This is a genomic window from Stenotrophomonas sp. TWI809 (assembly GCF_039673205.1).
GTDB lineage: Bacteria > Pseudomonadota > Gammaproteobacteria > Xanthomonadales > Xanthomonadaceae > Stenotrophomonas.
On the sequence record NZ_JBDJLE010000024.1, the window covers coordinates 1 to 23,286 of the forward strand.

Annotated in this window: 22 protein-coding genes and 1 rRNA gene; 17 read left to right on the forward strand and 6 right to left on the reverse strand. The window is 66.5% G+C overall.

Annotation, left to right across the window (positions count from 1 at the left end):
* The first annotated feature begins 196 nt into the window (after positions 1 to 196).
* Positions 197 to 311, forward strand: a 5S ribosomal RNA gene (gene rrf, locus ABE472_RS15795).
* Positions 312 to 907: 596 nt separating this feature from the next.
* Here the strand turns inward: rrf and ABE472_RS15800 are convergent.
* Together ABE472_RS15800 and ABE472_RS15805 are read right to left on the reverse strand one after the other, a co-directional pair.
* Positions 908 to 2,638 carry a M28 family metallopeptidase gene (locus tag ABE472_RS15800; protein WP_346466594.1) on the reverse strand — a complete coding sequence of 577 codons (1,731 nt, stop codon included), beginning with the start codon at positions 2,636 to 2,638 and terminating at the stop codon, positions 908 to 910.
* 54 nt (positions 2,639 to 2,692) lie between these two features.
* Complete coding sequence (locus ABE472_RS15805; RefSeq protein WP_313212752.1) at positions 2,693 to 3,355, reverse strand: hypothetical protein; 663 nt, start codon at positions 3,353 to 3,355, stop codon at positions 2,693 to 2,695.
* Between ABE472_RS15805 and ABE472_RS15810 the strand changes: the two genes are divergently transcribed.
* The gene (locus ABE472_RS15810; RefSeq protein ID WP_313212751.1) at positions 3,354 to 4,778 is read left to right on the forward strand and encodes a peptidoglycan DD-metalloendopeptidase family protein; all 1,425 of its coding nucleotides are present in this window, start codon (positions 3,354 to 3,356) and stop codon (positions 4,776 to 4,778) included. The genes ABE472_RS15805 and ABE472_RS15810 overlap by 2 nt on opposite strands.
* A gap of 126 nt (positions 4,779 to 4,904) precedes the next feature.
* Positions 4,905 to 6,431, forward strand: coding sequence for a S41 family peptidase (locus ABE472_RS15815; RefSeq protein ID WP_346466595.1), 1,527 nt, complete (start codon positions 4,905 to 4,907; stop codon positions 6,429 to 6,431).
* A gap of 115 nt (positions 6,432 to 6,546) precedes the next feature.
* Here ABE472_RS15815 and ABE472_RS15820 read toward each other — a convergent pair whose 3' ends face one another.
* The gene (locus ABE472_RS15820; protein ID WP_313212749.1) at positions 6,547 to 7,239 is read right to left on the reverse strand and encodes a rhomboid family intramembrane serine protease; all 693 of its coding nucleotides are present in this window, start codon (positions 7,237 to 7,239) and stop codon (positions 6,547 to 6,549) included.
* A 226-nt stretch (positions 7,240 to 7,465) separates the two neighbouring features.
* Between ABE472_RS15820 and ABE472_RS15825 the strand changes: the two genes are divergently transcribed.
* A complete protein-coding gene (locus ABE472_RS15825; RefSeq protein WP_346466596.1) occupies positions 7,466 to 8,815 on the forward strand; it encodes an outer membrane protein transport protein in 1,350 nt (449 codons plus the stop codon).
* Positions 8,816 to 8,898: 83 nt separating this feature from the next.
* On the opposite strand, the gene ABE472_RS15830 is transcribed toward ABE472_RS15825, so the two are convergent.
* Positions 8,899 to 9,858: a helix-turn-helix domain-containing protein gene (locus ABE472_RS15830; RefSeq protein WP_346466597.1), complete on the reverse strand. Its 960-nt coding sequence runs from the start codon at positions 9,856 to 9,858 to the stop codon at positions 8,899 to 8,901.
* A 95-nt stretch (positions 9,859 to 9,953) separates the two neighbouring features.
* Between ABE472_RS15830 and ABE472_RS15835 the strand changes: the two genes are divergently transcribed.
* A complete protein-coding gene (locus ABE472_RS15835; protein WP_313212746.1) occupies positions 9,954 to 10,412 on the forward strand; it encodes a hypothetical protein in 459 nt (152 codons plus the stop codon).
* A gap of 113 nt (positions 10,413 to 10,525) precedes the next feature.
* Entirely contained in the window at positions 10,526 to 11,158 is a 633-nt protein-coding gene (locus tag ABE472_RS15840; RefSeq protein ID WP_313212745.1) for a hypothetical protein, read from the forward strand.
* A 94-nt stretch (positions 11,159 to 11,252) separates the two neighbouring features.
* Here the strand turns inward: ABE472_RS15840 and putA are convergent, their stop codons facing one another.
* Positions 11,253 to 14,477 (reverse strand): bifunctional proline dehydrogenase/L-glutamate gamma-semialdehyde dehydrogenase PutA, encoded by a 3,225-nt coding sequence (gene putA, locus ABE472_RS15845; protein ID WP_346466598.1) that lies wholly within the window; start codon positions 14,475 to 14,477, stop codon positions 11,253 to 11,255.
* 12 nt (positions 14,478 to 14,489) lie between these two features.
* Between putA and ABE472_RS15850 the strand changes: the two genes are divergently transcribed.
* The 7 genes from ABE472_RS15850 to ABE472_RS15880 all read left to right on the forward strand — a co-directional run bounded on the left by ABE472_RS15850 (position 14,490) and on the right by ABE472_RS15880 (position 19,488).
* Positions 14,490 to 14,669: a hypothetical protein gene (locus ABE472_RS15850; RefSeq protein ID WP_313212743.1), complete on the forward strand. Its 180-nt coding sequence runs from the start codon at positions 14,490 to 14,492 to the stop codon at positions 14,667 to 14,669.
* A gap of 85 nt (positions 14,670 to 14,754) precedes the next feature.
* On the forward strand, positions 14,755 to 15,231 hold the full coding sequence (locus ABE472_RS15855; protein WP_070426473.1) for a DUF2244 domain-containing protein: 477 nt from the start codon (positions 14,755 to 14,757) through the stop codon (positions 15,229 to 15,231).
* Between the two features lie 11 nt (positions 15,232 to 15,242).
* Positions 15,243 to 16,190, forward strand: coding sequence for a cytochrome c oxidase subunit II (gene coxB, locus ABE472_RS15860; RefSeq protein WP_346466599.1), 948 nt, complete (start codon positions 15,243 to 15,245; stop codon positions 16,188 to 16,190).
* Positions 16,191 to 16,254: 64 nt separating this feature from the next.
* Positions 16,255 to 17,865: a cytochrome c oxidase subunit I gene (gene ctaD / locus ABE472_RS15865; protein ID WP_019185997.1), complete on the forward strand. Its 1,611-nt coding sequence runs from the start codon at positions 16,255 to 16,257 to the stop codon at positions 17,863 to 17,865.
* A gap of 8 nt (positions 17,866 to 17,873) precedes the next feature.
* Positions 17,874 to 18,008, forward strand: coding sequence for a hypothetical protein (locus ABE472_RS15870; protein ID WP_259462181.1), 135 nt, complete (start codon positions 17,874 to 17,876; stop codon positions 18,006 to 18,008).
* A complete protein-coding gene (locus ABE472_RS15875; protein WP_121042251.1) occupies positions 18,005 to 18,592 on the forward strand; it encodes a cytochrome c oxidase assembly protein in 588 nt (195 codons plus the stop codon). The genes ABE472_RS15870 and ABE472_RS15875 overlap by 4 nt, the downstream gene beginning before the upstream one ends.
* A 20-nt stretch (positions 18,593 to 18,612) precedes the next feature.
* Positions 18,613 to 19,488, forward strand: coding sequence for a cytochrome c oxidase subunit 3 (locus ABE472_RS15880; RefSeq protein ID WP_152153731.1), 876 nt, complete (start codon positions 18,613 to 18,615; stop codon positions 19,486 to 19,488).
* A gap of 40 nt (positions 19,489 to 19,528) precedes the next feature.
* Here the strand turns inward: ABE472_RS15880 and ABE472_RS15885 are convergent, their stop codons facing one another.
* The gene (locus ABE472_RS15885; RefSeq protein ID WP_019185993.1) at positions 19,529 to 19,747 is read right to left on the reverse strand and encodes a twin transmembrane helix small protein; all 219 of its coding nucleotides are present in this window, start codon (positions 19,745 to 19,747) and stop codon (positions 19,529 to 19,531) included.
* 57 nt (positions 19,748 to 19,804) lie between these two features.
* On the opposite strand from ABE472_RS15885, the gene ABE472_RS15890 reads away from it, so the two are divergent.
* Genes ABE472_RS15890 through cyoE form a run of 4 tightly spaced genes read left to right on the forward strand, consistent with a single transcriptional unit; the run spans position 19,805 to position 23,263 of the window.
* Positions 19,805 to 20,539, forward strand: a complete 735-nt coding sequence (locus tag ABE472_RS15890) for an SURF1 family protein (protein ID WP_346466600.1) — start codon at positions 19,805 to 19,807, stop codon at positions 20,537 to 20,539.
* 27 nt (positions 20,540 to 20,566) lie between these two features.
* Positions 20,567 to 21,142 carry a hypothetical protein gene (locus tag ABE472_RS15895; protein WP_346464581.1) on the forward strand — a complete coding sequence of 192 codons (576 nt, stop codon included), beginning with the start codon at positions 20,567 to 20,569 and terminating at the stop codon, positions 21,140 to 21,142.
* Positions 21,143 to 21,153: 11 nt separating this feature from the next.
* Entirely contained in the window at positions 21,154 to 22,365 is a 1,212-nt protein-coding gene (locus ABE472_RS15900) for a COX15/CtaA family protein (RefSeq protein WP_313220124.1), read from the forward strand.
* A 4-nt stretch (positions 22,366 to 22,369) separates the two neighbouring features.
* Positions 22,370 to 23,263, forward strand: coding sequence for a heme o synthase (gene cyoE, locus ABE472_RS15905; RefSeq protein ID WP_313212955.1), 894 nt, complete (start codon positions 22,370 to 22,372; stop codon positions 23,261 to 23,263).
* Positions 23,264 to 23,286 lie beyond the last annotated feature (23 nt).

The following is a 23,286-nucleotide window of genomic DNA, read 5'->3' on the forward strand; positions in this document are numbered from 1 at the left end:
AGTGAAACGCAGCTGCGCCGATGGTAGTGTGGCCTAAGCCATGCGAGAGTAGGTCATCGCCAGGGTTTTTACCCCGAAAACCCCGCTGCTCACGCAGCGGGGTTTTCTTTTATTGCAGGCACCTGGTTTTTGCAGGTATCTGTTTCTCGGAAGAGACCTCTGCTGAGCTGGCGCAACGCGCTGCTCCAACCGTCTCCCTGGTGAAATTAGCGCTGTGGCACCACCCGATCCCATCCCGAACTCGGAAGTGAAACGCAGCTGCGCCGATGGTAGTGTGGCCTAAGCCATGCGAGAGTAGGTCATCGCCAGGGTTTACACCCAAAACCCCGCTCCTCACGCAGCGGGGTTTTTTTTGTCCTTCTCCCAACGGAGGAGAGCGTCTCATTTCACGTGCCACAGCAGATGAGCACGGTCATGCGTATGCGGCCAGTGCGGCGGTAGGTTCTGTGTTTTGGGAATGGTGGCGTCTCCGCTTACATCCTCCGCGAGCGTGAGGACCCCGCAGCGTTCGGTAGGCTCCTCGGCAAATGTCCCCCGGCCGACGCCTGCAGGCGACGCCCTCCTCCTCGATTTTGCCCAGGAGCCTACCGGCCGCTACGGGGCTGCGCGTGCGGTACGCGCACCGCTGACCGGAGCTCGCTTTGCGGCGCCAGTGGTCTGCACACGTGGGTCGCGATGCCCTTGTGGGCGAAATCAAGGAGGAGGCCGTCGCCGCAAGGCGGCGGCCGGGGGGACATTCGCCGGCAAGGGTATCGCGGCCCACCGCCCGGCCAACCTAGCCGCCGCCGCACTTGGAAAGCTGCCGCGCTTCATGCTCGTCACGCGGAGGGGAAAAGAACCAAAAAAAACGGCGCCCCGAAAGGCGCCGTTTTCATGAAGCAAAGATCACGTCACAGCAACCAACCGCTTAGCGCGCAGACTCCGGGGCCGGCGTCTCAGCGCCCTTGCCCTTCATCATCGCATCGCGTGCCGCCTTGAACGGATTGCCTTCGTACCAGTTCGGCCAACGATCGCCGCCAGCCAGTTCCTTGCCAACCCCATACAGCAGCTGCAGATCCTCAACCGTGCCATCCAGCTTCCAGGTGGCCGGATCGAACTCGTCCTTCGGGCCGTGGTACCGGTGGCTGCCGTAGTCCTCGGCGGCCTTGCGGCCCGCTTCGACACCGCCGTCACGCAGATCCTCACCCCCGTCTGCATACAGCGCTGGCACCCCCGCCTTGGCGAAGTTGAAGTGATCCGAACGGAAGTAGAAACCGCTCTGCACTGCGGTCTCGCCGTGCAGGGTACGCCCCTGGTTAGCGGCCAACGGCTTGAGGATGTCTTCCAGCTCGGAGCTGCCGAAGCCGGTCACGGTCATGTCCTTGGCACGGCCCGCCACCGACATCGCATCGATGTTGATCACACCGGCGATCTTGTCCAGCGGGAAGGTCGGGTGGCTGACGTAGTACTTCGAGCCCAGCAGGCCGGACTCTTCCAGCGTCACTGCAAGGAACACCACCGAACGCTCCGGTGCCGGCTGCTGGTGCACCATCGCATCGGCGACTTCCAGGATGCCGGCCACGCCGGTCGCGTTGTCGACGGCACCGTTGTAGATGGTGTCGCCCTGCTCACCCTCGTGCTTGCCCAGGTGATCCCAGTGCGCCATGTAGAGCACGGCTTCATCGGCCCGCTTGCTGCCCGGCAGGACGCCGACCACGTTGCGCGACTTCTTCTCGGCGATGGTGCTCTTCAGATCGAAGGACACCTTGGCCTTCAGCGGCACCGGCTTGAAGCCGCGCTTGCTGGCGTCCTTGTAGGCCTTGTCCAGATCCAGGCCGGCCTCGGCGAACAGCTGGCGTGCCGCCTCGGCGCTCAGCCAGCCCTGTGCGGGCAGACGCGCTTCCGGGTCATCCTTGGCCGGCAGGTCGTACTGCGGGCCGGCCCACGAGTTCTTGACCACGTCCCAACCGTACGATGCACCGGCGGTGTCATGCACGATCAGCGCGGCGGCGGCGCCCTTGCGTGCGGCCTCTTCGAACTTGTACGTCCAGCGCCCGTAATAGGTCATGCGCTTGCCGTCGAACAGCGTCTCGTCGTTGACGTGGAAGCCGGGATCGTTGACGAACATCACGACCGTCTTGCCCTTCCAGTCCTGGCCGGCATAGTCGTTCCACTTCTGCTCCGGCGCATCCACGCCGTAGCCGACGAAGACCAGGTCGCTGGCCTCGACCTTCACGTCCGGCTGGCCGCTGCGGGTACCGATCACCATGTCGGTGCCGAACTTCAGCTCGCGGGTCTTGCCGGCCTGGTCCAGCGTCAACACGGTCGACTCATCGGCCGTGGTCTCGGTCATCGCCACGTCCTGGAACCAGCTGTCGCCGTTGCCGGGCTGCAGGCCGATGCGCTGCATCTGGTCGCGGATGTAATTGACGGTCAGCTCTTCGCCCTTGCTGCCCGGCGAGCGGCCTTCGAATTCATCCGAGGCCAGGGTCTTGACCAGCTCGGCGAAGTCGCCGGCGTTGATCTCGGGCGAGAAGGCATGGCCCGGCGCGGTCGGTGCCGCGTCAGTGGCGGGTGCCGCGGTGGGCGCGGCGGATTCGCCCTTGCACGCGGTCAACGCAGCGGCAGCGGCAAGGCACAACAGAAGTTTGCGGGGCATCATCGGTTCCTGGAACGGGAAAGGCGGGTGCGCACGGCACCAGTCACCACCATATCAATCCTGCGGTGCGGTGTCGGTATCGAAGGGCACGGCCACGGCGCCGCTGACCGGGCCGATGCGGGCAGTGCGGTGTACATACAGGGTGACCTCGCGCTCGAACTGCAGCGACCCGTTGACTGCCGCGTTCGGTCCGATGATCACGCGCGGCTTGCGGCCGGGGGTCAGCGACAGGTTGAAGTTCGGCTTCTTGACCTCGATCCCGCCTTCGACCTGCGAACCCACGCCCACGGTGATGTCGCCGTTGACGGTTTCGATGCCGCGCGCCACGCGCGTTTCGACCAGCCCGATGCTGCCGTTGACCGTTTCCAGCCCGCCGTCGATCTGGGTGCCGCGATCCAGGAAGATGCCGCCGTTGACGGTGTCCACGCCGCCACTGGCAACCACTTCGCGCCCGACCCGCACGCTGCCATTGACCGTGGAAATGCCGCCGGTGCGCGCGCGATCCGCCACGCGGATGCCGCCGTTGACGGTTTCGATGCGACCGGTGACCGCACCTTCGGCGACCTTGATGCCGCCGTTGACCGTCTCCAGATTGCCGTAGCTTTGGCCGGCCTCGGCAGAGATGCTGCCGTTGACCTTGCTGATGTTGTCGCTTGCGAAGGCCGGCGCACAGGGCAGCGTCAGGGCCAGCAGCAGCGGAAGCAGGGAGCGTTTCATGGGAACCTCGATGGTGGAGCGCGGCTGGCAGGCCGCCTGCAGGAATGTCACCATGCATCGTTGCAATCCGCATCTGCCTGAAGTCACTGGAAAGCCCTTGCGCCACAACGCCTTTTCCTCACGCCGGGATAACAATCCGACCGACGGACGCGGTCGCACGCAGTGGCTGACCCCGGCGTTGCGTGCGCTGCTGCTGGCCGTGGCCGTTCTCGGCGCCAGCCCGCTGGCTGCGCAATCCTCCAAGGAAGCCGAACGCAAGCTGCAGAAACTGCGCAGCGAGCTCAAGGGCGTGGCCCAGGAGCGGCGGAATCTGGAAGGTCAGCGCGGGCAGGCGTCGCGCCAGCTGCGCGATGCCGATGAGAAGGTCGCCCGCACCGGGCGCGTGCTGGCCCAGACCGAAACCGCACTGCAGCGCGAAACCCGCGCCATGAACGAACTGCAGGCCAAGCGCGATGCGCTGCAGGCCGGCCTGCAGCAGCAGCGCGCGGAACTGGCCTCGCTGCTGCGCGCGGCGTACCGCATCGGCAACAACGCACCGTTGAAGCTGCTGCTGTCGCAGGACCGTGTCGCCGATGCGAACCGCAGCCTGGCCTATCACCGGTATCTGCAGCGCGAGCGCGCGCAGCGTATCCAGTCACTGACGGCTGATCTCACCGAACTGCAGCGCGTGGAGACGGAAATCGTCGAACGACGCAAGGCACTGGAAGGCACCCGCCAGCAGCAGAAACAGCAGGTTGCCACGCTGGCCGACGATCGTCGCGAGCGGGCGGCCACGGTCGCCTCGCTGGACGAGCGGTACAAAGACCGCAGCGAGCGCGAAAAAGCCCTGGGCCAGGATGCCAAGGCATTGGAAACACTGCTCGCGAATCTGCGTGCGGCCGCCGCCCGTGCCGAGGCCGAGCGCCGTGCTGCCGCGCGACGTGCCGCCGCGGAGAAGGCGGCCGCCGAGAAGGCTGATCGCGCCGCTGCTGCGAGCGGCACGCGCCCGCCGCCGCGCGCGACCAAGACGCCCCCTGCGGTTGCCTCCGCGCCCGCGCCCAAGGTGGGCGGTCTGGGCTGGCCGTTGTCGGGCAATCTGCTCGCCCGCTATGGCGGCAAGCTGCCCGATGGCCGCACCAGCAGTGGCGTGCTGATCGGCGCGCCCGCCGGCAGCACCATCACCGCCGTGGCAGATGGCACGGTGGTGTTTTCCGATTGGATGACCGGTTACGGCATGATCCTGATCGTGGATCACGGCAACGGCTACATGAGCCTCTATGCGCACAACGACACGCTGCTGCGTGATGCCGGCGCCACGGTGAAGAAGGGCGAGGCCGTGGCCAAGGTCGGCAATTCTGGTGGCCAGGGCGTGACCGCGCTGTACTTCGAACTGCGCCGCAATGGACAGCCGGTGGACCCGGGCAGCTGGCTGCAGCGGCGATAAACCGCGCCCAACACGGGGGCACCGCCAGGCACGGGGTTCAACGGGAATTTATCGTCGCTTCGCGCATAATCGGGCGACGCACCCCCGTGCGTGGTCAACCGTCCCCCGCTCATCCTGGAGTGCTTCATGCGTGTAGCCCGTTCCGCCACCTTGCTGCTGGCCCTGTTGCCCGCGGTGTCCTGGGCGCAGCAGACCGCCGAAGCGCCGGCACGCGGGGCCGATGCGGCCACCACGGAAGAAGCGGTGACCTCACGGGTTCCGTTGGAAGAGATCCGCCGCTACGTCGCCGTCTACAACGCGGTGCGCGCCGCCTATGTGGATCCGGTCGACGACAAGAAGCTGATGCAGTCCGCCATCCGTGGCCTGCTGCTGGACCTGGATCCGCACAGCACCTACTTCGACAAGGAAGACGCCGAAGCCTTCGATGAGCAGGCCAACGGCGCCTACGACGGCATCGGCGTGGAGCTGCAGCAGCAGCCCGACAACAGCAGCCTCAAAGTCATTTCGCCGATCGACGATACCCCGGCCGCACGCGCGGGCATTCTTGCCGGCGATCTGATCATCGCCATCGACGGCAAGCCGATCAGCGCGATCGAAGCCACCGAACCGCTGCGCGGCGTGGCCGGGACCAAGGTCGTGCTCACCCTGGTGCGCGAAGGCAAGCCCAAGCCGTTCGATGTCACCGTCACCCGCGAGACCATCCGCGTCACCAGCGTGCGCAGCAAGATGCTGGAGCCTGGTTATGGCTACATCCGCCTGAGCACCTTCCAGGCCGACACCGGTGCCGATTTCCAGAAGCACGTTGCCCAGCTGCAGCAGCAGGCCGGTGGCAAGCTCAAGGGCCTGGTGCTGGATCTGCGCAGCAACCCGGGTGGCCTGCTCACCGCCGCCGTGCAGGTGGCCGACGATCTGCTCGAGAAGGGCAACATCGTCAGCACCCGCGGCCGCATCTCGATCAGCGATGCCCGTTTCGATGCGACCCCGGGCGATCTGCTCAAGGGCGCGCCGGTCGTGGTGCTGGCCGACGCCGGCTCGGCCAGTGCCTCCGAAGTACTGGCCGGCGCGTTGCGCGACAACGGCCGCGCGCGCGTGGTCGGCAGCCGCACCTTCGGCAAGGGCTCGGTGCAGACCGTACTGCCGCTGGACAACGGTGACTCGGTGAAGCTCACCACCGCGCGATATTTCACCCCGAGCGGCAAGTCGATCCAGGCCACGGGCATCATCCCCGACGTGCTGCTGCAGCCGGAGAAGCGCGCCGGCGATGACGACCTGCCGGCCAGCCTGACCGATTACAGCGAAGCCACGTTGCCCGGCCACCTGCGCGGTGACGAAGAAGGCACCGAAGGCTACAAGGCCGGTGACGTGCTGCCGGGCGATGGCCCGATCAATGACGCGCTGGCCGAGTTGAAGCAGCCCGGTTCGGTGCTGGCCCGGCAGAAGGCAGAGGCCGCGAAGAAGCCGGCGGCCAAGCCGGCGGCGGCAGCGGCAGCGGTGGAAAAGCCTGCCGATGCAACGGTCAAGCCGGCAGAAACGAAGCCTGCAGAGACCAAGCCGGCAGAGACCAAGCCGGCCGAACAGCCTGCGGCTGCACCGGCTACGCCCGCACCGGCCAAGCCGGAAGCCCCGGCCTCGACGGCACCGATCAAGCCCTGACCGGTAGTGCCGGCCGCTGGCCGGCTCTACTCGAATCCAACCCTGCGTGGAGCCGGCCAGCGGCCGGCACTACCCGTTGGCCGATCTGTCGGCCGACCCGCTCCCGGTCATGCCCTCAAAACCCATGCCGCTTGCGCAGCCGCCGCGCGATCGCCGCGCGCACATACACGCCATAGCCGAGCCCGAACACGAAGCCGGCGATATGCGCCCACCAGGCCACCATGCCGAAGGTCGGGCCGATGTAGGCGAACACCACCTGCAGCGCCGCCCAGACCCCGATCAGCAGATAGGCGGGGGCGCGGACGAATTCCAGGAACAGGCCCAGCGGGATCACCACGCCCAGCCGCGCGCCTGGGAACAGGGCCAGGTAGGCGCCGATCAAGGCCGACACCGCGCCGCTGGCACCGATGATGATCTGGTCCGGGTTGCCCATGGTGTAGATGGCGGTCAGATTCGAGATCGCCCCGCCCACCAGGAACAGCAGCATCAGCCGCCACGGCCCCAGCACGCGTTCGGCCGGCAGCCCGAAGATCAGCAGGAACACCAGGTTGCCCAGCAGGTGCGACCAGTCCGCGTGCAGGAACAGCGCGGTGAACAGCCGCAGCACGCTGCCGTCCTGCAGGGTCGCCCACCAATCCAGCGGATGGGTCAGGCCGGTCGAGAGGGCGCCCCAGTCCATCCACAGGCTGCGCCGCGCATCGTCCGGCCGGGAGATCGACCAGAGGAAGGCCACCCACAGCGCGGCGAACAGCAGGGGGGTGGCCCAGCGGTAGGCGGCTTTCTTGCGGGAGGGGGTCGACACGAACATGCGGGCACTAGCCTAGCGCGGAGGCTGACCTGAGGGGGATATGTCGCGTTCAGCATGAATAGCCACAAGGGCGACTTACGTTATTGTTTCATTAACCGCTCTCGGTATACTCGCATACGGCGTCGTATGTCGGGAGGGGAATCCGGCGCGTTGTCCTGACCCATCAAGGGGAGGGGCGGCGCAGGCGCGCGTTGCCAACATCACCGCTTTCCGGAGAGAACCAACAATGCATACCGCTTCCACTCTTGCCCGCGTCACCGCCCTGGCCGTCGGCATCGCCGGTGTCCTGGCCGTGGGCCACGTCAACGCTGCCGCCTTCCAGTTGAAGGAAAACAGCGCCAAGGGCCTCGGCCGCGCCTTTGCCGGTTCCGGCAGCGCCGCCGGCGACGCCTCGATCATGGCCGTCAACCCGGCCGGCATGCGCCAGCTCGAGGGCATGCAGGTCCAGGGCGACCTGAGCGCGATCAGCTTCTCGGCCAAGTACAAGGGCACCGGCCGCAACGGCGCAGGTCAGCCGCAGACGGGCGGTAACGGCGGCGACGCCGGCATGATCGCCCCGGTTCCGGCCGCGTACTTCCACATGCCGATCGGCGAGCAGGCCCACTTCGGCGTCTCGCTGACCGCCCCGTTCGGCTTCAAGACCGATTATGACAATGGCTGGGTCGGCCGTTACAGCGGTCTGAAGACCGATATGAAGGCCATCGACCTGGGCTTTGCCGCGTCCTACGACGTCAACCCGTACGTGTCCTTCGGCGCGTCCGTGTTCGTCGAGCACCTGACCATCGAGCTGAGCCAGGCTGTCGACTTCGGCGCCCTCTTCGCCGGTCGCGTGCCGGGCTACGCGCCGGGCAGCGCCGATGGCAAGTCGACCGTGAAGGGTGACAACAACGCCGTGGGCTGGACCGTCGGCGGTTTGTTCAGCCCGGACGAGAACACCCACATCGGCATCAGCTACCGCTCCAAGGTCGAGCACAAGATCACCGGCGGCGATGCCAACTTTGATCTGCCCAACGATGGTGGCCGTACGGCGACGATTCTGGCAGCGACCCAGCCGGGCGTGTTCGTCAACACCAGCGGCAAGGCCACGCTGACCCTGCCGGCCTCGGCCACCCTGAGCGTCACCCACAACATCAATGACCGCTGGACCGTCATGGGTGATGTGACCCGCACCGCGTGGTCGACCGCGTTCGACACGGTCACCATCGACTTCGCCTCCAACCAGCCGAACTCGGAGCTGAACTTCGCGTACCGCGACACGACCTTCGTCTCGCTGGGTACCGATTACAAGCTGAGCGACACCGTGACCCTGCGTGGTGGTGTGGCGCTGGACCAGACCCCGACCACCGACGCGCACCGCGACGTCCGCGTGCCGGATACCAGCCGCAAGTGGCTGTCGCTGGGCGTGGGCTGGACCCCGTCGGCGAACACCGAATACAACTTCGGTTACACCCACCTGTTCACCAGCGAGCCGAACATCCTGGTCAAGCCGACCCAGGGCAACCAGGGCAACTCGCTCAACGGCAAGTACAAGGTCCGTGGCGACGTGCTGGCCGCTTCGTTCAACTACAAGTTCTGATCAACGCCTGATCGGTTGAACGCAGCAGCAGAAAACCCCGCGAAAGCGGGGTTTTTTGTTGCCTGCAGAGAATGCGGACCGGATCAGCGCAACTGCCGCGGCGTGGCGTTGAGGCGCTTGCGCATCAGCCGGCGCAGCGCGGTGGGATCGCGGTAGCCCACTCGCTCGGCCACGGTCTCCACCGAGTAGCGGCTGTTCTCGAGCAGGGCGCGCGCCTGGTTCAACTGCACGCTGCGGATCAGGTGCAGCGGCCCTTGCCCGGTCGCCTTGCCCACCTGTCGCGACAGCGTGCGCGTGGACATGCCGGCATGCGCGGCGAGCGCGCCGACGCTGACCGTGGCCGGCAGGGTAGCTTCGATATGCGCGGTGAGCGAGGCGATCAGCGCGTTGCCCTGCGCCATCATCGCCGGGACCATGAACGGCGATTGCAGCTGCCGACGATCCAGCAGCAGTGCCCTCGCCACCGCATCGGGAAGCGCCGGGCCAAAGCGATGCCGGAGCAGGTACAGCATCAGATCGGTGTGCCCGAGCGCAGCACCGGCCGTGATCAGCGGCGCGTCGTCGATCACCATGCGGTCTGGATCGACCTGGCACTCCGGAGCTTGCCGCTGCAACGCGCCGGCCAGCCACCAGGTGGTGGTCACGCTGCGCCCGGTCAGCAGCCCGGCGTTGTGCAGCAGGAAGACAGAGGCACAAGAGGCCGCGACACGCCCGCCCGCCGCCACGTGCGCGCGCAGCGCCCGCACCACCCCCGGGATGTCGGGCGCACCCAGCCGCTGTGCGATGGCGTCGGGATCCTCCACGCCCAGCCCTGGCACGATCCAGCACGCCTGCGCATCGGCCACGCGTGGCATCGGCGCGGCACGCAGCTGCAGGTGCGTTCCCAGGCGGACAGCGCTGCGCGCTGGGCTGCAGACCTGCCAGCGCGGCACCGGCAGCCCCAGGCGCGGGGCGAGGGTGGCGGCCGTGGTGAGGATGTCCAAGGTAAGCGCGACGCTGGAGGCGAACGCACCCGGCAGGACGATGACAGTGAAATCATGCATTGGCTGATTGTGCACGAAAGATGTCGGATCGGCCGATGTCGCGCGGTGTGGCGTTCGGCTCCAATGGAGGCCCCTTACGCAACCGGTCGATCCGCATGCCCAACATCACCCTCACCCTTCCCGCCAACGCGTTCGACGCCGCTACCCGGCAACGCCTGCTGCAGGCGGTGCATGACGCCGCCGTCCGCGCCAGCGGCCTGGGTGCCGAACCAGCTCAGCAGCGGCTGTGCTGGGTGATGCTGCAGGAACTCGCGGCCGGCCACTGGCTGTGTGGCGGCCTGGATATCGGCGCACGCGGCATTCCCTGCCAGGTCGAGGTGCGGATTCCGCAGGGCGTGCTGGATGCGCAGCAACGCGCCGACTACGCGCTGCACCTGCACGACGCCATCGCCGGTTGCGTGGCACCGGGCGATCCGCGCGTGCTGCTGAGTTCGATCGTGATGACCGATATCGCCGATGGCCACTGGGCGGCCAACGGCCGACTGTGGCACTTGAACGACTTCGTGCAGGCGGCCGGTTACGCGCATCTGCAATCGCAGGTCGCATCGACATGATCACGCGCGCCGCGCGGCCGGAACGATGAACACTGGAATGACATCCAGCACGACGTACAATCCCCGCCCGGACTGCGCCCTGCCGTCCCGTGCTTACTGACAAGGATCTGTATATGTCGTCTCTGCTGCTGCGCTCCACGCTCGCCATTGGTCTGGCCGGTCTCTCGCTGCCTGCCATTGCCGCGCCGGAGTTCGCTGCCTGTTTCACGTTGACCCCGGGCCTGTCCTGGTCCAACGCCGATGAAACGCTGACCATCGAAAAAGTCACCTTCGCCGGCCAGACTGCCCTCAAGGTGCACAGTGCCGGTGGTGGCATCGGGATGGCCACGTTCCATGACATCAGCGGCCGCCAGCTGCTGGGCCAGGAGCGTTACAGCATGTCCAGCGACGGCCCCACGCGGACCGACACCTTCAAGCCGGCGCCGACGTTCCCGCAGAGCGCCAAGCCGGGCGATCGTTTCGAGCTCACCGGCGCGGGCGAGCGCACCAACCATGTCGACGAAACCGTCGAGCCGATCGACTACGACGGTTTTTCCGATTACACCTTCGTCGGTTTCGAGAACATTGAAGCGGATGTCGACAGCCAGCCGCGCACGTTCAAGGACACCTGCCACGTCACCGCGACCTTCGAAGACGGCCGTATCGAGGCGTGGTACGCCGCCGGTTTCGGCCGCATAAAGTTCGAGCGTTACATGGGTAACGAGCTGCTGATGCAGGACCAGATCGAGTCCATCGAAAGCCCGTGATCCGGGCCGCTGGCCGGCAACGCCAAGCGCGTGCCGGGCCCCACAAAAAACCCCGCTTTCGCGGGGTTTTTCGTTTGCTGCATGACGCCGGAGATCAGTCGCCCAGGGTCAGCAGCGAGGCATTGCCACCGGCCGCCGTGGTATTCACGGTGACGGTCTTTTCGGTGGCGAAGCGCAGCAGGTAGTGCGGGCCGCCGGCCTTGGGGCCGGTGCCGGACAGGCCCTGGCCGCCGAACGGCTGCACGCCGACCACCGCGCCGATCTGGTTGCGGTTGACGTACACGTTGCCGACGTTGATGCGCGAGGAAATGCGGTCGACGGTTTCATCGATGCGCGAATGCACGCCCAGGGTGAGGCCGTAGCCAGTGGCGTTGATCTGGTCGATCACCGCATCGAGCTGGTCGCCCTTCCAGCGGATCACGTGCAGCACCGGCCCGAAGATTTCCTTGTGCAGCTGGTCCAGGGTCTTCAGTTCGTACGCACGCGGCGCGAAGAAGGTACCGTGCGCGGCTTCGTCGCTGAGCGTGGCAGCGGCGATCAGGCGCGCCTCCTTCTCCATGCGCACGGCATGGTCCTTGAGGATCTGCAGCGCGTCGGCATCGATCACCGGGCCGACATCGGTCGACAGCAGCCCCGGGTCACCGACCTTCAGTTCGGCCATCGCGCCGGACAGCATGGTCATCACCTTGTCGGCGATGTCGTCCTGCACGAACAGCACGCGCGCGGCCGAGCAGCGCTGGCCGGCCGAGGTGAAGGCCGAACCGATCGCATCCTTGACCAGCTGTTCCGGCAGCGCCGAGGAGTCGGCGATGAAGGCGTTCTGGCCGCCGGTTTCGGCGATCAGCACACCGATGGCGGCGTCGCGGGCGGCCATCGCGCGGTTGATCGCACGGGCGGTGTCGGTGGAGCCGGTGAAGGCCACGCCGGCCACGCGCGGGTCGGCGGTCAATGCGGCACCGACGGTCGCGCCGTCGCCCGGCAGGAACTGCAGCACGCCTTCGGGCACGCCGGCGTCGAGCAGCAGCTTCACCGCGTAGTAGCCGATCAGGTTGGTCTGCTCGGCCGGCTTGGCGATCACGCTGTTGCCGGCGGCGAGCGCGGCGCTGACCTGGCCCAGGAAGATCGCCAGCGGGAAGTTCCACGGGCTGATGCAGACGAACACACCGCGGCCATGCAGCTGCAGTTCGTTGGATTCACCGGTCGGGCTGGGCAGCTTTTCGGCGTGGCCGAACTGCTCGCGCGCCTGCTTGGCGTAGTAGCGCAGGAAGTCGACCGCTTCGCGCACTTCGGCGATGCCGTCGGGCAGGCTCTTGCCGGCTTCCTTGACACACAGCGCCATGAACTCGGGCATGCGCGCTTCCAGCTGGTCGGCGGCGTGTTCCAGGATCGCGGCGCGGCTGGCGGCCGGGGTGCGGTTCCAGGCCGGCTGCGCGGCGACGGCATTGGCCAGCGCCTTCTCGACGGTGGCGCTGTCGGCCGGTTGCCACTGGCCCACTACCTGGCGCGTGTCGGCCGGGTTGGTCACGTTCAACAGTGCGCCGGTCGGGTTGGCACCCGGCACCAGCGGCGCGGCGTGCCACGGCTTCACGGCGGCGTTGAGCTGCTCGGCCAGGGCGCGCAGATCGTTGTCGTTGGCGAGATTGACGCCCATGGAGTTCTTCCTGTCATGGTTCTGGCTGCGCAGCAGATCGACCGGCAGCGGGATTTTCGGATGCGGGATGGACGCGAACGAGGAGACCACTTCGACCGGATCGCGGATCAGGTCGTCGATGGCCACGTTCTCGTCGGTGATGCGGTTGACGAAGCTGGAATTGGCGCCGTTCTCGAGCAGGCGACGCACCAGGTACGGCAGCAGGTCTTCGTGCGAACCGACCGGCGCATACACGCGGCATGGCACGTTCAGACGGTCGGCCGGCACCACTTCGGCATACAGGTCATCGCCCATGCCGTGCAGCTTCTGGTGCTCGTACTGGCCGCCCCTGGCGATCGCCTGCACCGCCGCGATGGTGTGCGCGTTGTGCGTGGCGAACATCGGGTAGATCGCATCGCTGTGCGTGAACAGACGCTTGGCGCAGGCCAGGTAGGAGACGTCGGTGTTCTGCTTGCGGGTGAACACCGGGTAGGCCGGCAGGCCGTCGATCTGCGCGCGCTTGATCTCCGCATCCCAGTACGCGCCCTTGACCAGGCGCACCTGCAGGCGGCGACCGATGCGACGGGCCAGGTCGGCCAGGTAGTCGATCGTGTACGGGGTGCGCTTCTGGTAGGACTGCACGACCACACCGAAGCCTTCCCAGCCGGCCAGCGAGGCATCGCTGACCACGGCTTCAATGATGTCCAGCGACAGTTCCAGGCGGTCGGTTTCTTCGGCGTCGACGGTGCAGCCGATGCCGTACGACTTGGCCAGCTGCGCCAGTTCCAGCACGCCCGGCACCAGGTCGGCCATGACGCGTGCGCGCTTGGCGTGCTCGTAGCGCGGGTACAGCGCGGAGAGCTTGATCGAGATGCCCGGTGCCGAATTGACGTCGCCATCGGGACGGCCGCCGCGTGCCTTGTGGTCGCCGCCGATCGAGTGGATCGCGCGACGGTAGTCTTCCAGGTAACGCTTGGCGTCCTTCATGGTCAGCGCACCTTCGCCGAGCATGTCGAACGAATAGCGGTAGCTGGAGTTGTCGCCCTTGTGCGAGCGCGACAGCGCTTCGTCGATGGTGCGGCCCATGACGAACTGGTGGCCCATGATCTTCATCGCCTGGCGCACGGCCAGGCGGATCACCGGCTCACCCACGCGGCCGATCAGGCGCTTGAACGCGCCCGGCACATCGGCGCGGGTGGCATCGTTGATCTGGACCAGGCGGCCGGTCAGCATCAGGCCCCAGGTGGAGGCGTTGACCAGCACCGAGTCGCTGCCGCCCATGTGCTTCTTCCAGTCGGCATCGCCGAGCTTGTCGCGGATCAGCTTGTCGGCGGTCTCCTGGTCCGGAATGCGCAGCAGTGCTTCGGCCACGCACATCAGCAGCACGCCTTCTTCGCTGCCCAGATCGTACTGGCGCATGAAGGCTTCGATCGCGCCCTGGTCCTGGGCACGCACGCGCACGCGCTTGACCAGGTCGGCAGCAGTGGCCTGCACCTTGGCCTGCTCGGCGGCCGGCAGGCGTGCCTGCTCGAGCAGCTCGCGCACATGGGTGGCCTCGTCCTTCAGCCAGGCATCGGTGATCGCCTGGCGGAACGCGTTGGGGACGGCCGGCAGCTCGGGGGACAGCAGCGGCGGGCGGGCGGCGCCGGACGATGCCGGGGCAGGGGGAAGGACAGAGGATGCAGTCATGCCGGTCGGCTCGTGGAGAACTTGACCATTTTAATCGTTTTCTGGGGGAGTCAAGGGCTTTTCGTGGTCGCGCCCATGCGGCGCATCGCCTTTCATACAGGGGGATTCGGCGGATTCGACCCGCCCGCCATTTATTGTGCTGTTTTCGTCAAAACGGCCGCCGCAGGCAATGCTGTATTGCAACATTCCTGAAACTGTGAATGGACCCTTGCTACTCGCTGGAGAGCGGGGCTACCATCGAGACGTTTCCCGCGGCAGGAAAAAACGCGGTTGCGACATGATCGAGGTGCTCATCGCTCCGGACGGATCAGGGACGCAACTGCGGCTGCGCCCCCCACGGGCGCTCGATGCCCGGCAGTTCGTCCTGTTGTTTGCGGTGTTGGCGGGGGTGATGTGGCTGGCGGCTGGCCTGGGCTGGTTCACCGGCAATGTATTCGCCCCCGTGTTTGCTCTGCTGTACAGCGTGTTGCTGGCAGTGGCGCTGCGCACGGTGTGGCGCAGTGGAGAACGGCAGGAAGAGATCCGGGTAGTGCCGGCGTGTGTGGAAGTGATTCCCGCACCCGGGCATTCGCCGGTGTTCAGCGCCCACCCGCACTGGGTGAGGCTGATCGCCGACGAGCGCAGAGTCCGGCTGGCATCCAGCGGTCGGCAGGTGGACGTGGGGAGTTTCCTCGCACCGGCCGAACGCCAGGTACTGGCTCAGAAACTAGAAGGCTTGCTCGCGGCCAATGACGGCCGCAACCGACGACGCTAAGGGTCTAGGCAATGAAGCAATGCAGAAAGTGGGGCAGGACGTTCGGGAAGTCAGTGTTGAGCGGGGTCGCGCTGCTGGCGCCGGCCATGGCGTGGGCCCAGGCGGCCGACCCCAAACCGTGGCAATTGAACATGGGCAAGGGCGTGACCCAGAGCTCGCGGTTGGCGTGGGAGTCCAACCTGTTCTCGCTGTGGGTCTGTACCGTGATCGGGGTGCTGGTGTTCGGCGCGCTGTTCTACGCGATCTTCAAATTCCGCAAATCCAAGGGCGCGGTGGCCGCCACCTTCAGCCACAACACCAAGGCCGAGGTCATCTGGACGGTGATCCCGGTGATCATCCTGGTGGTGATGGCCTGGCCGGCCACGGCCAATCTGATCAAGTTCTACGACACCCGCGATTCGGAAATGACCGTCAAGGTCACCGGGTATCAGTGGATGTGGAAGTACGAATACCTCGGCGAGAACGTCAGCTTCACCAGCCGCCTGGACCGTGAGTCCGACCGGGTCCGCCAGAGTGGCGTGGTGCCGACCCGGGACAGCCATCCGCATTACCTGCTGGATGTCGACAACCGCCTGGTGCTGCCGGTCGATACCAAGGTGCGCTTCGTGATCACCTCCGACGACGTCATCCACGCATGGTGGGTGCCGGCGCTGGGCTGGAAGCAGGATGCGATTCCCGGCTTCATCAACGAAGCCTGGACCAACATCGAACAGGTCGGCGTGTACCGCGGCCAGTGCGCCGAGCTGTGTGGCAAGGACCATGGCTTCATGCCGATCGTGGTCGAGGCGGTCTCCAAGGAGGATTACCAGACATGGCTGGCCTCCAAGAAGCCTGCGCCGGCCCCTGCGCCGGAGGCCGCTCCGGCGCCCGCGCCGGCTGCCCCGGCCGAGGCCACCCCGGCACCGGCACCGGCACCGGCCAGCGAGCCTGCCGCGGCAGCAACAGACAGCAACGCCTGAAATCGAGCCGCGTCCGCCAGCCGGCGGATGCGGGTACCACCGGATACAGTGAGGTGTAGTTGCGATGGCGCATTCCGCAGTTGACCACGACGGGCATCACGGGCATCAGCAGGGGTTCTTCGAGCGTTGGTTCTTCTCGACCAACCACAAGGACATCGGCACGCTCTACCTGCTTTTCAGCTTCATCATGTTCATCATCGGTGCGGCGATGAGCGTGATCATCCGCGCTGAGCTGGCGCAACCGGGCCTGCAGTTCGTCAAGCCCGAGTTCTTCAACCAGATGACCACCGTGCATGCGCTGGTGATGATCTTCGGTGGCGTGATGCCGGCCTTCGTCGGCCTGGCCAACTGGATGATCCCGCTGCAGATCGGCGCGCCGGACATGGCGCTGCCGCGCATGAACAACTGGTCGTTCTGGCTGCTGCCGGTGGCCTTCAGCCTGCTGCTGCTGACCCTGTTCCTGCCCGGCGGTGCACCGGCCGGTGGCTGGACGCTGTACCCGCCGCTGTCGCTGCAGGGTGGCTACAACGTGGCCTTCAGCGTGTTCGCCATCCACGTGGCCGGCATCAGCTCGATCATGGGCGCGATCAACATCATCGCCACCGTGCTCAACATGCGTGCGCCCGGCATCGATCTGCTGAAGATGCCGATCTTCTGCTGGGCCTGGCTGATCACCGCCTTCCTGCTGATCGCGGTGATGCCGGTGCTGGCCGGTGCGGTGACGATGCTGCTCACCGACAAGTTCTTCGGCACCAGCTTCTTCAACGCCGCAGGTGGCGGTGACCCGGTGATGTACCAGCACATCTTCTGGTTCTTCGGGCACCCGGAGGTCTACATCATGATCCTGCCGGCGTTCGGCGTGGTCAGCGAGATCATCCCCACCTTCAGCCGCAAGCCGCTGTTCGGTTACCAGGCCATGGTCTACGCGATCGCCGCGATCGCCTTCCTGTCCTTCATCGTCTGGGCCCACCACATGTTCACCGTGGGCATGCCGCTGGGCGGCGAGATCTACTTCATGTTCGCCACGATGCTCATCTCCATCCCGACCGGGGTGAAGGTGTTCAACTGGGTCAGCACCATGTGGCGCGGCTCGCTCACCTTTGAAGCGCCGATGCTGTGGGCGGTGGCCTTCGTGATCCTGTTCACCATCGGCGGGTTCTCCGGCCTGATGCTGGCGATCGTGGTGGCCGATTTCCAATACCACGACACTTACTTCGTGGTCGCCCATTTCCACTACGTACTGGTCACCGGCGCGGTGTTCGGGTTGATCGCCGCGGTGTATTACTGGTGGCCGAAATGGACCGGCCGCATGTACAGCGAGACCTGGGCCAAGGTGCACTTCTGGTGGTCGATCGTGTTCGTGAACCTGCTGTTCTTCCCGCAGCACTTCCTCGGCCTGGCCGGCATGCCGCGACGCATCCCGGATTACAGCGTGGCCTTCGCGGACTGGAACCTGATCAGCTCGATCGGCGCGTTCGGCATGTTCGTCACGCCCTTCATGATGGCCGCGATCCTGTGGCACTCGCTGCGTCACGGCGCGAAGGCCGCCGACCGCTGCTGGGAAGGCGCACGGGGCCTGGAGTGGACGATTCCCTCGCCCGCACCGGCGCATACCTTCACCACGCCGCCGACCATCCGTCCGGGTGATCTGGCCCATGACGACATCACCCATTGAGGCCGCTCATGACCAGCACAACCCGCACGCCGGATGAGCAGGCCCTGCAACGTCGCCGCGCGCATCGCACCGCGTGGGCGGTCGGGATCGTCGCGCTGATGGTCTATGGCGGCTTCATCCTCAGCGGGGTGATCGGGCGATGAGCGATCCGCGCCCGGCACCCGCGCGTCATGCGGGCCTGCCCCGCCTGATCGGGGTGGCGCTGGCGGTGTTCGTGCTGACCTTCTCGCTGGTGCCTCTGTACCGCATCGCCTGCGAGAAGGTGTTCGGTGTGCGCCTGGAGCGTGGCCCCGGCGCGGCGGCAGGCACTGCAGCCGCCACCGGCAAGCGCACGGTGCGGGTGGAGTTCGATGGCGGAGTGAATTCCAAGTTGCCGTGGGCGTTCCATCCCGAACAGCTGACGATGGACGTGGTGCCCGGCGAGCTCAACGAGGCGCTCTATTACGCGCGTAACGACAGCGATCGCGCGCTGGTCGGCAGCGCCGTGCCGTCGGTGGCACCGGCCAAGGCATCGGGCTACTTCAGCAAGACCGAATGCTTCTGCTTCACCGCGCAGACCCTGCAGGCCGGCGAGAAACGCGACATGCCGGTGCGCTTCATCGTCGATCCCGACCTGCCGGCCAACATCACCACGATCACCCTGTCCTACACCTTCTACAAGAACGACGCCTTGTCCGCGCAGCTGGCTCCGGCCAGCCTGCCGACCGGCGCGCGTGCAGCTCCCTGATCCGGACCGGACCCAAGACCATGGCCCAGCAAAGCCCCGATGCGAACGTGTACTTCGTGCCCACGCACAGCAAATGGCCGTTCATCGGTTCCATTGCGATGATGGTGACCATGGTCGGCGTGGCCAGCTGGCTCAACGATTCCGGCTGGGGCAAGTGGACCTTCTACGCCGGCATCGCGATGCTGGTGCTGACCCTGTTCTGGTGGTTCAGCGACGTGGTGCGCGAATCGCAGGCCGGCAGCTACAACCGCCAGGTGGATGGCTCGTTCCGGATGGGGATGGTGTGGTTCATCTTCTCCGAAGTGATGTTCTTCGGCGCGTTCTTCGGGGCGCTGTTCTACACCCGCAACCTGGGCCTGCCGTGGCTGGGCGGCGCGGGCGACGGCGTGATGACCAATGAGCTGCTGTGGGACGGCTATTCGGCGGCGTGGCCGACCAATGGCCCGGGTGCGATCGGCGGCCATTTCCAGACCATCCCGGCCTGGGGCCTGCCGCTGATCAATACGCTGATCCTGCTCACCTCCGGCGTCACCCTCACCATCGCGCACCACGCGCTCAAGGCCGGTCACCGCCGCCAACTCCTGGTCTGGCTGGGCATCACCGTGCTGCTCGGCGTGGGCTTCCTCACCCTGCAGGCGGAGGAGTACATCCACGCCTACAAGGAACTCAACCTCACCCTGGGTTCGGGCATCTACGGCTCGACCTTCTTCATGCTCACTGGTTTCCACGGCGTGCACGTGCTGCTGGGCACGGTCATGTTGGCGGTGATGTGGCTGCGCTCGTCGAAGGGGCATTTCACCCGCGACAACCACTTCGGTTTCGAAGCGGCCGCGTGGTACTGGCACTTCGTCGACGTGGTGTGGCTGATGCTGTTCCTGTTCGTGTACGTGCTGTAGCGTCGGTGCGACCTCCTGCCGCATCGACGCCGGTGCGGCCTCAGCCGCCGATGCCGTGGGGCTTGATCCAACCGCTGTAGATGCCGATGACCACCAGCACGATCAGCGCCACCGATACCGCGATGCGGCGGGTGAGGGCATTGACGGTGCGCTTGGTCTGGCCGCGATCGACCAGCAGGTAATACAGCCCGGCGCCCAGATTCCAGACGATGACGATCAGAAACGCGATTACCAGCAGGGTCTTCAACGAATCATTCATGCGCGGCTCGATGGCGTGGCGGGTGCGCCTATATCACCGCGTTTTGCCGGCGTTGTCATGATGCGCAAGCACACACGCCTGATCGGCTGGATTGCCGCGGTGCTGGTCATCCTCGCGTTCTGCCAGCTGGGCCGCTGGCAACTGCAGCGCATGCACGACAAAGAGGCGTTGCTGGCCCAGCAGGTGCCCGCCCGCGCGCAGTCGCTCACGCTGCGCCAGGCCCAGGCCGCCCCGCCGCTGCTGCGCTGGGTGGACGACCACGGCCGCGTCCTGCCGGGCACGATCCTGCTCGACAACCAGACCCGCGAAGGCCGCGCCGGCCTCAAGGTGTATCAGCCGTTCCAGAGTGATGACGGCGTACGCGTGCTGGTCGATCTGGGCTGGCTGCCGATGCCGCCGGATCGTGTCATCCCATCGATCACACCGCTTACCGGCCATACGGCCATCCGCGGCCTGCTGGCGCCGTCACCGGCCACCGGGCTGGCCCTGGGGCCGGCGCTGTCGCCCGCGCCACAGCCGCACGTGTGGCTGGCCAGCCGGATGCCACCTGACGACATGGCGCGCGCGCTGTCGCTGCCGCCGGGCAGCCTTGGCGCGCGCGTGCTGCGGTTGGATCCGGCGCTGCCAAGCGGCTACGCGCGCGATCTGGAGCTGCTCCCCAATACCCTGCCGCCCAGTCGCCATCTGGGCTACGCCGTGCAATGGTTCGGACTGGCGTTGACCGTGCTGGTGGTCGCGCTGGTCCTGGAATTCCGTCGCCATCGCCGCCGGCGTGGCACTCCCCGGCGCTGACCGGCTCAACATGAGAAAATGCCGCCCATGAATGCCACTTCCCCGGCCCGGCTGCCGTCCCGTTCACGCGGCCGCTGGACCCTGATCGCGTTGTTCGGCGTGTTCTTCGGCGCCATGGCGCTGGCGGGCGTGCTGCGCTTCTCCGGCTGGCAGCCGACCTCGCACCGCAATACCGGGGAGTTGCTGCAGCCGCCGGCCGATCTGCGCGCGCTGCCGCCCACCTTGGCCAATGGTCAGCCATACCCGTGGAACCCCAACGATCGCACCTGGCGGATCCTGGTGGCCCCGTCTGCCAGCTGTACCAGCGAGTGCGTCACTTTGTCGCAGGGATTGGGCAAGGTGTGGCAGCTGTTCGGCCATAACGCCGATAATGTCGAGATCCTGTGGCTGGGCACGCCGCCGGCCGAGGTCCAGGGCATGCCCGCACTGCGCGCGCTGCGCGCCCAACCGGACCTGCGTGCTGCGTTGCCCGCCGTGGATGACGCCGCCGGCACGCCTGTGTATGTGATCGATCCCAATGGATTCGTGATCATGCGGTACGCGCCGGGATTCGATATGGCCGGTCTGCGCAAAGACCTGGCCACGCTGCTGAAACTGAAGTGAGTTCCGTTTAGATGAGCCTCTCCGCACGCCCGGTGCTGCACCGCAATTTCCACCGTCTGGCGTGGTTTGCGCTGATCATGACCGCCAGTACGATCATGTTCGGTTCGTTCGTGCGTCTGTCCGATGCGGGCCTGAGCTGCCCGGACTGGCCGACCTGCTATGGCCGTGTCACCTGGCCGCAGCACGCCGAGGAAGTGATCGGCCACGAGGCCGCCAAGATCCGCCCGCTGGAAACGCACAAGGCGTGGCGCGAGCAGGTGCACCGTTTCCTGGCCGGTGCACTCGGCATCGAGATCCTCACCCTGGCGCTGCTGGCCACGCGCCGCCGTCGCTGGGGCAGCACCGCGGTGATCACCGCCTGTGTGCTGGTGGCGACCGGCATACCGCTGTACATGATGGGGATGCACGTCCCCGCGAGCATCATCGCCTTGATCGGCGAGGCGATCCTGCTGATCGCCGCACTGCGCTGGACCAACATCGACCTGGCCCGCGCCGCATTGCTGACGCTGGCGGTGGTGATCTTCCAGGCGCTGCTCGGCATGTGGACTGTCACCTGGCTGCTCAAGCCGATCGTGGTGATGGGCCATCTGCTCGGCGGCATGCTGATGTTCGGCCTGCTGGTGTGGATGGCGTGGCGTGCCACGCACATGCCGATCACCCTGGCCGAAGCGCCCAAGCTGAAGTGGCTGATCCGCGCCGGCGTGGCCGTGCTGGTCGCACAGATCGCCCTCGGCGGCTGGGTCAGCGCCAACTACGCCGCACTCGCCTGCGGTGGCGGCAGCGCCTCGCTGGACAACTTCCCGCGCTGCGTCAGCCAGTGGTGGCCGACGCATGACTTCAAGGAAGGCTTCACCCTGTGGCGCGGCATCGGCGTGGATTACGAAGGCGGGGTGCTCGATGGCGCCTCGCGCATTGCGATCCAGATGGCGCACCGCATGATGGCGATCGTGGTCGCCGTGTACCTGCTGTGGCTGTCGGTGCGCCTGTTCCGACTGCCGAGCATGCGCGGCTGGGCGAGCGCCCTGGGTCTGCTGGTGGTGCTGCAGATCACCCTGGGCATCCTCAACGTGAAGCTGGCGGTGCCGCTGGAAGTGGCCGTCGCGCACAGCGGGGGCGCCGTGGCGCTGCTGTTCGTGCTGGTGACGTTGCTGGCGCGCCTGCGCGCGCCGGATGCCGAGGGCGGCAAGGCCAGCGCGGCCTCCCCTGCCGTGCAGGCGGGCTGACGGCATGGCCAGTTACCGTCAGTACTGGGATCTGACCAAGCCCAAGGTCGTCGCGCTGATCGTGTTCACCGCGCTCGTCGGCATGTTCCTGGCCATCCCCGGGGTGCCGACCGCGCAGCAGGCGCTGGACGGCGCACTCGGCTTCCTCGGCATCTGGCTGGCCGCCTCGGCTGCTGCGGCGATCAACCAGCTGCTGGATGCGCGCATCGATGCACAGATGGCGCGCACCTCGTGGCGCCCGCTGGTGGTGGGCAAGGTCAAGCCATGGCAGGTACTGGTCTTCGCCGGCCTGCTGATCGCGCTGTCGATGACGATCCTGGTGGTCTGGGTCAACGTGATCACTGCCGTGCTGACCTTCGCCTCGCTGATCGGGTACGCGGTGATCTACACCGTGTACCTCAAGCGCGCGACCTCGCAGAACATCGTCATCGGCGGCCTCGCCGGCGCCACCCCGCCGATGCTCGGCTGGGCGGCGATCACCGGTATGCAGGGCCCATGGGACTGGGCCTACGCGTCGCTGCTGGTGCTGATCATCTTCATCTGGACCCCGCCGCACTTCTGGGCGTTGGCGATCTTCCGCCGCGAGGATTACGCCAAGGCGGAAATCCCGATGCTGCCGGTGACCCATGGTGTGGCGTACACCCGCAAGTCGATCATGGTCTATTCGATCGCCCTGGCCATCGTCAGCATCCTGCCGGTCGTGTTCGGCATGAGCGGCATGTTCTACCTCGGCGGTGCGATCGTGCTCAACGCGGTCTTCCTCTGGTATGCGTGGCGCATGCTGAATCCGCCGGACGAACTGTTCTCGATGAAGATGTTCGGCTATTCCATCGTCTACCTGATGGCGCTGTTCGCCTTCCTGATGGTGGATCACTGGATGCTGCCCTGGTTGGCATAGCTGCCTTGAATCGGTGATTCGCC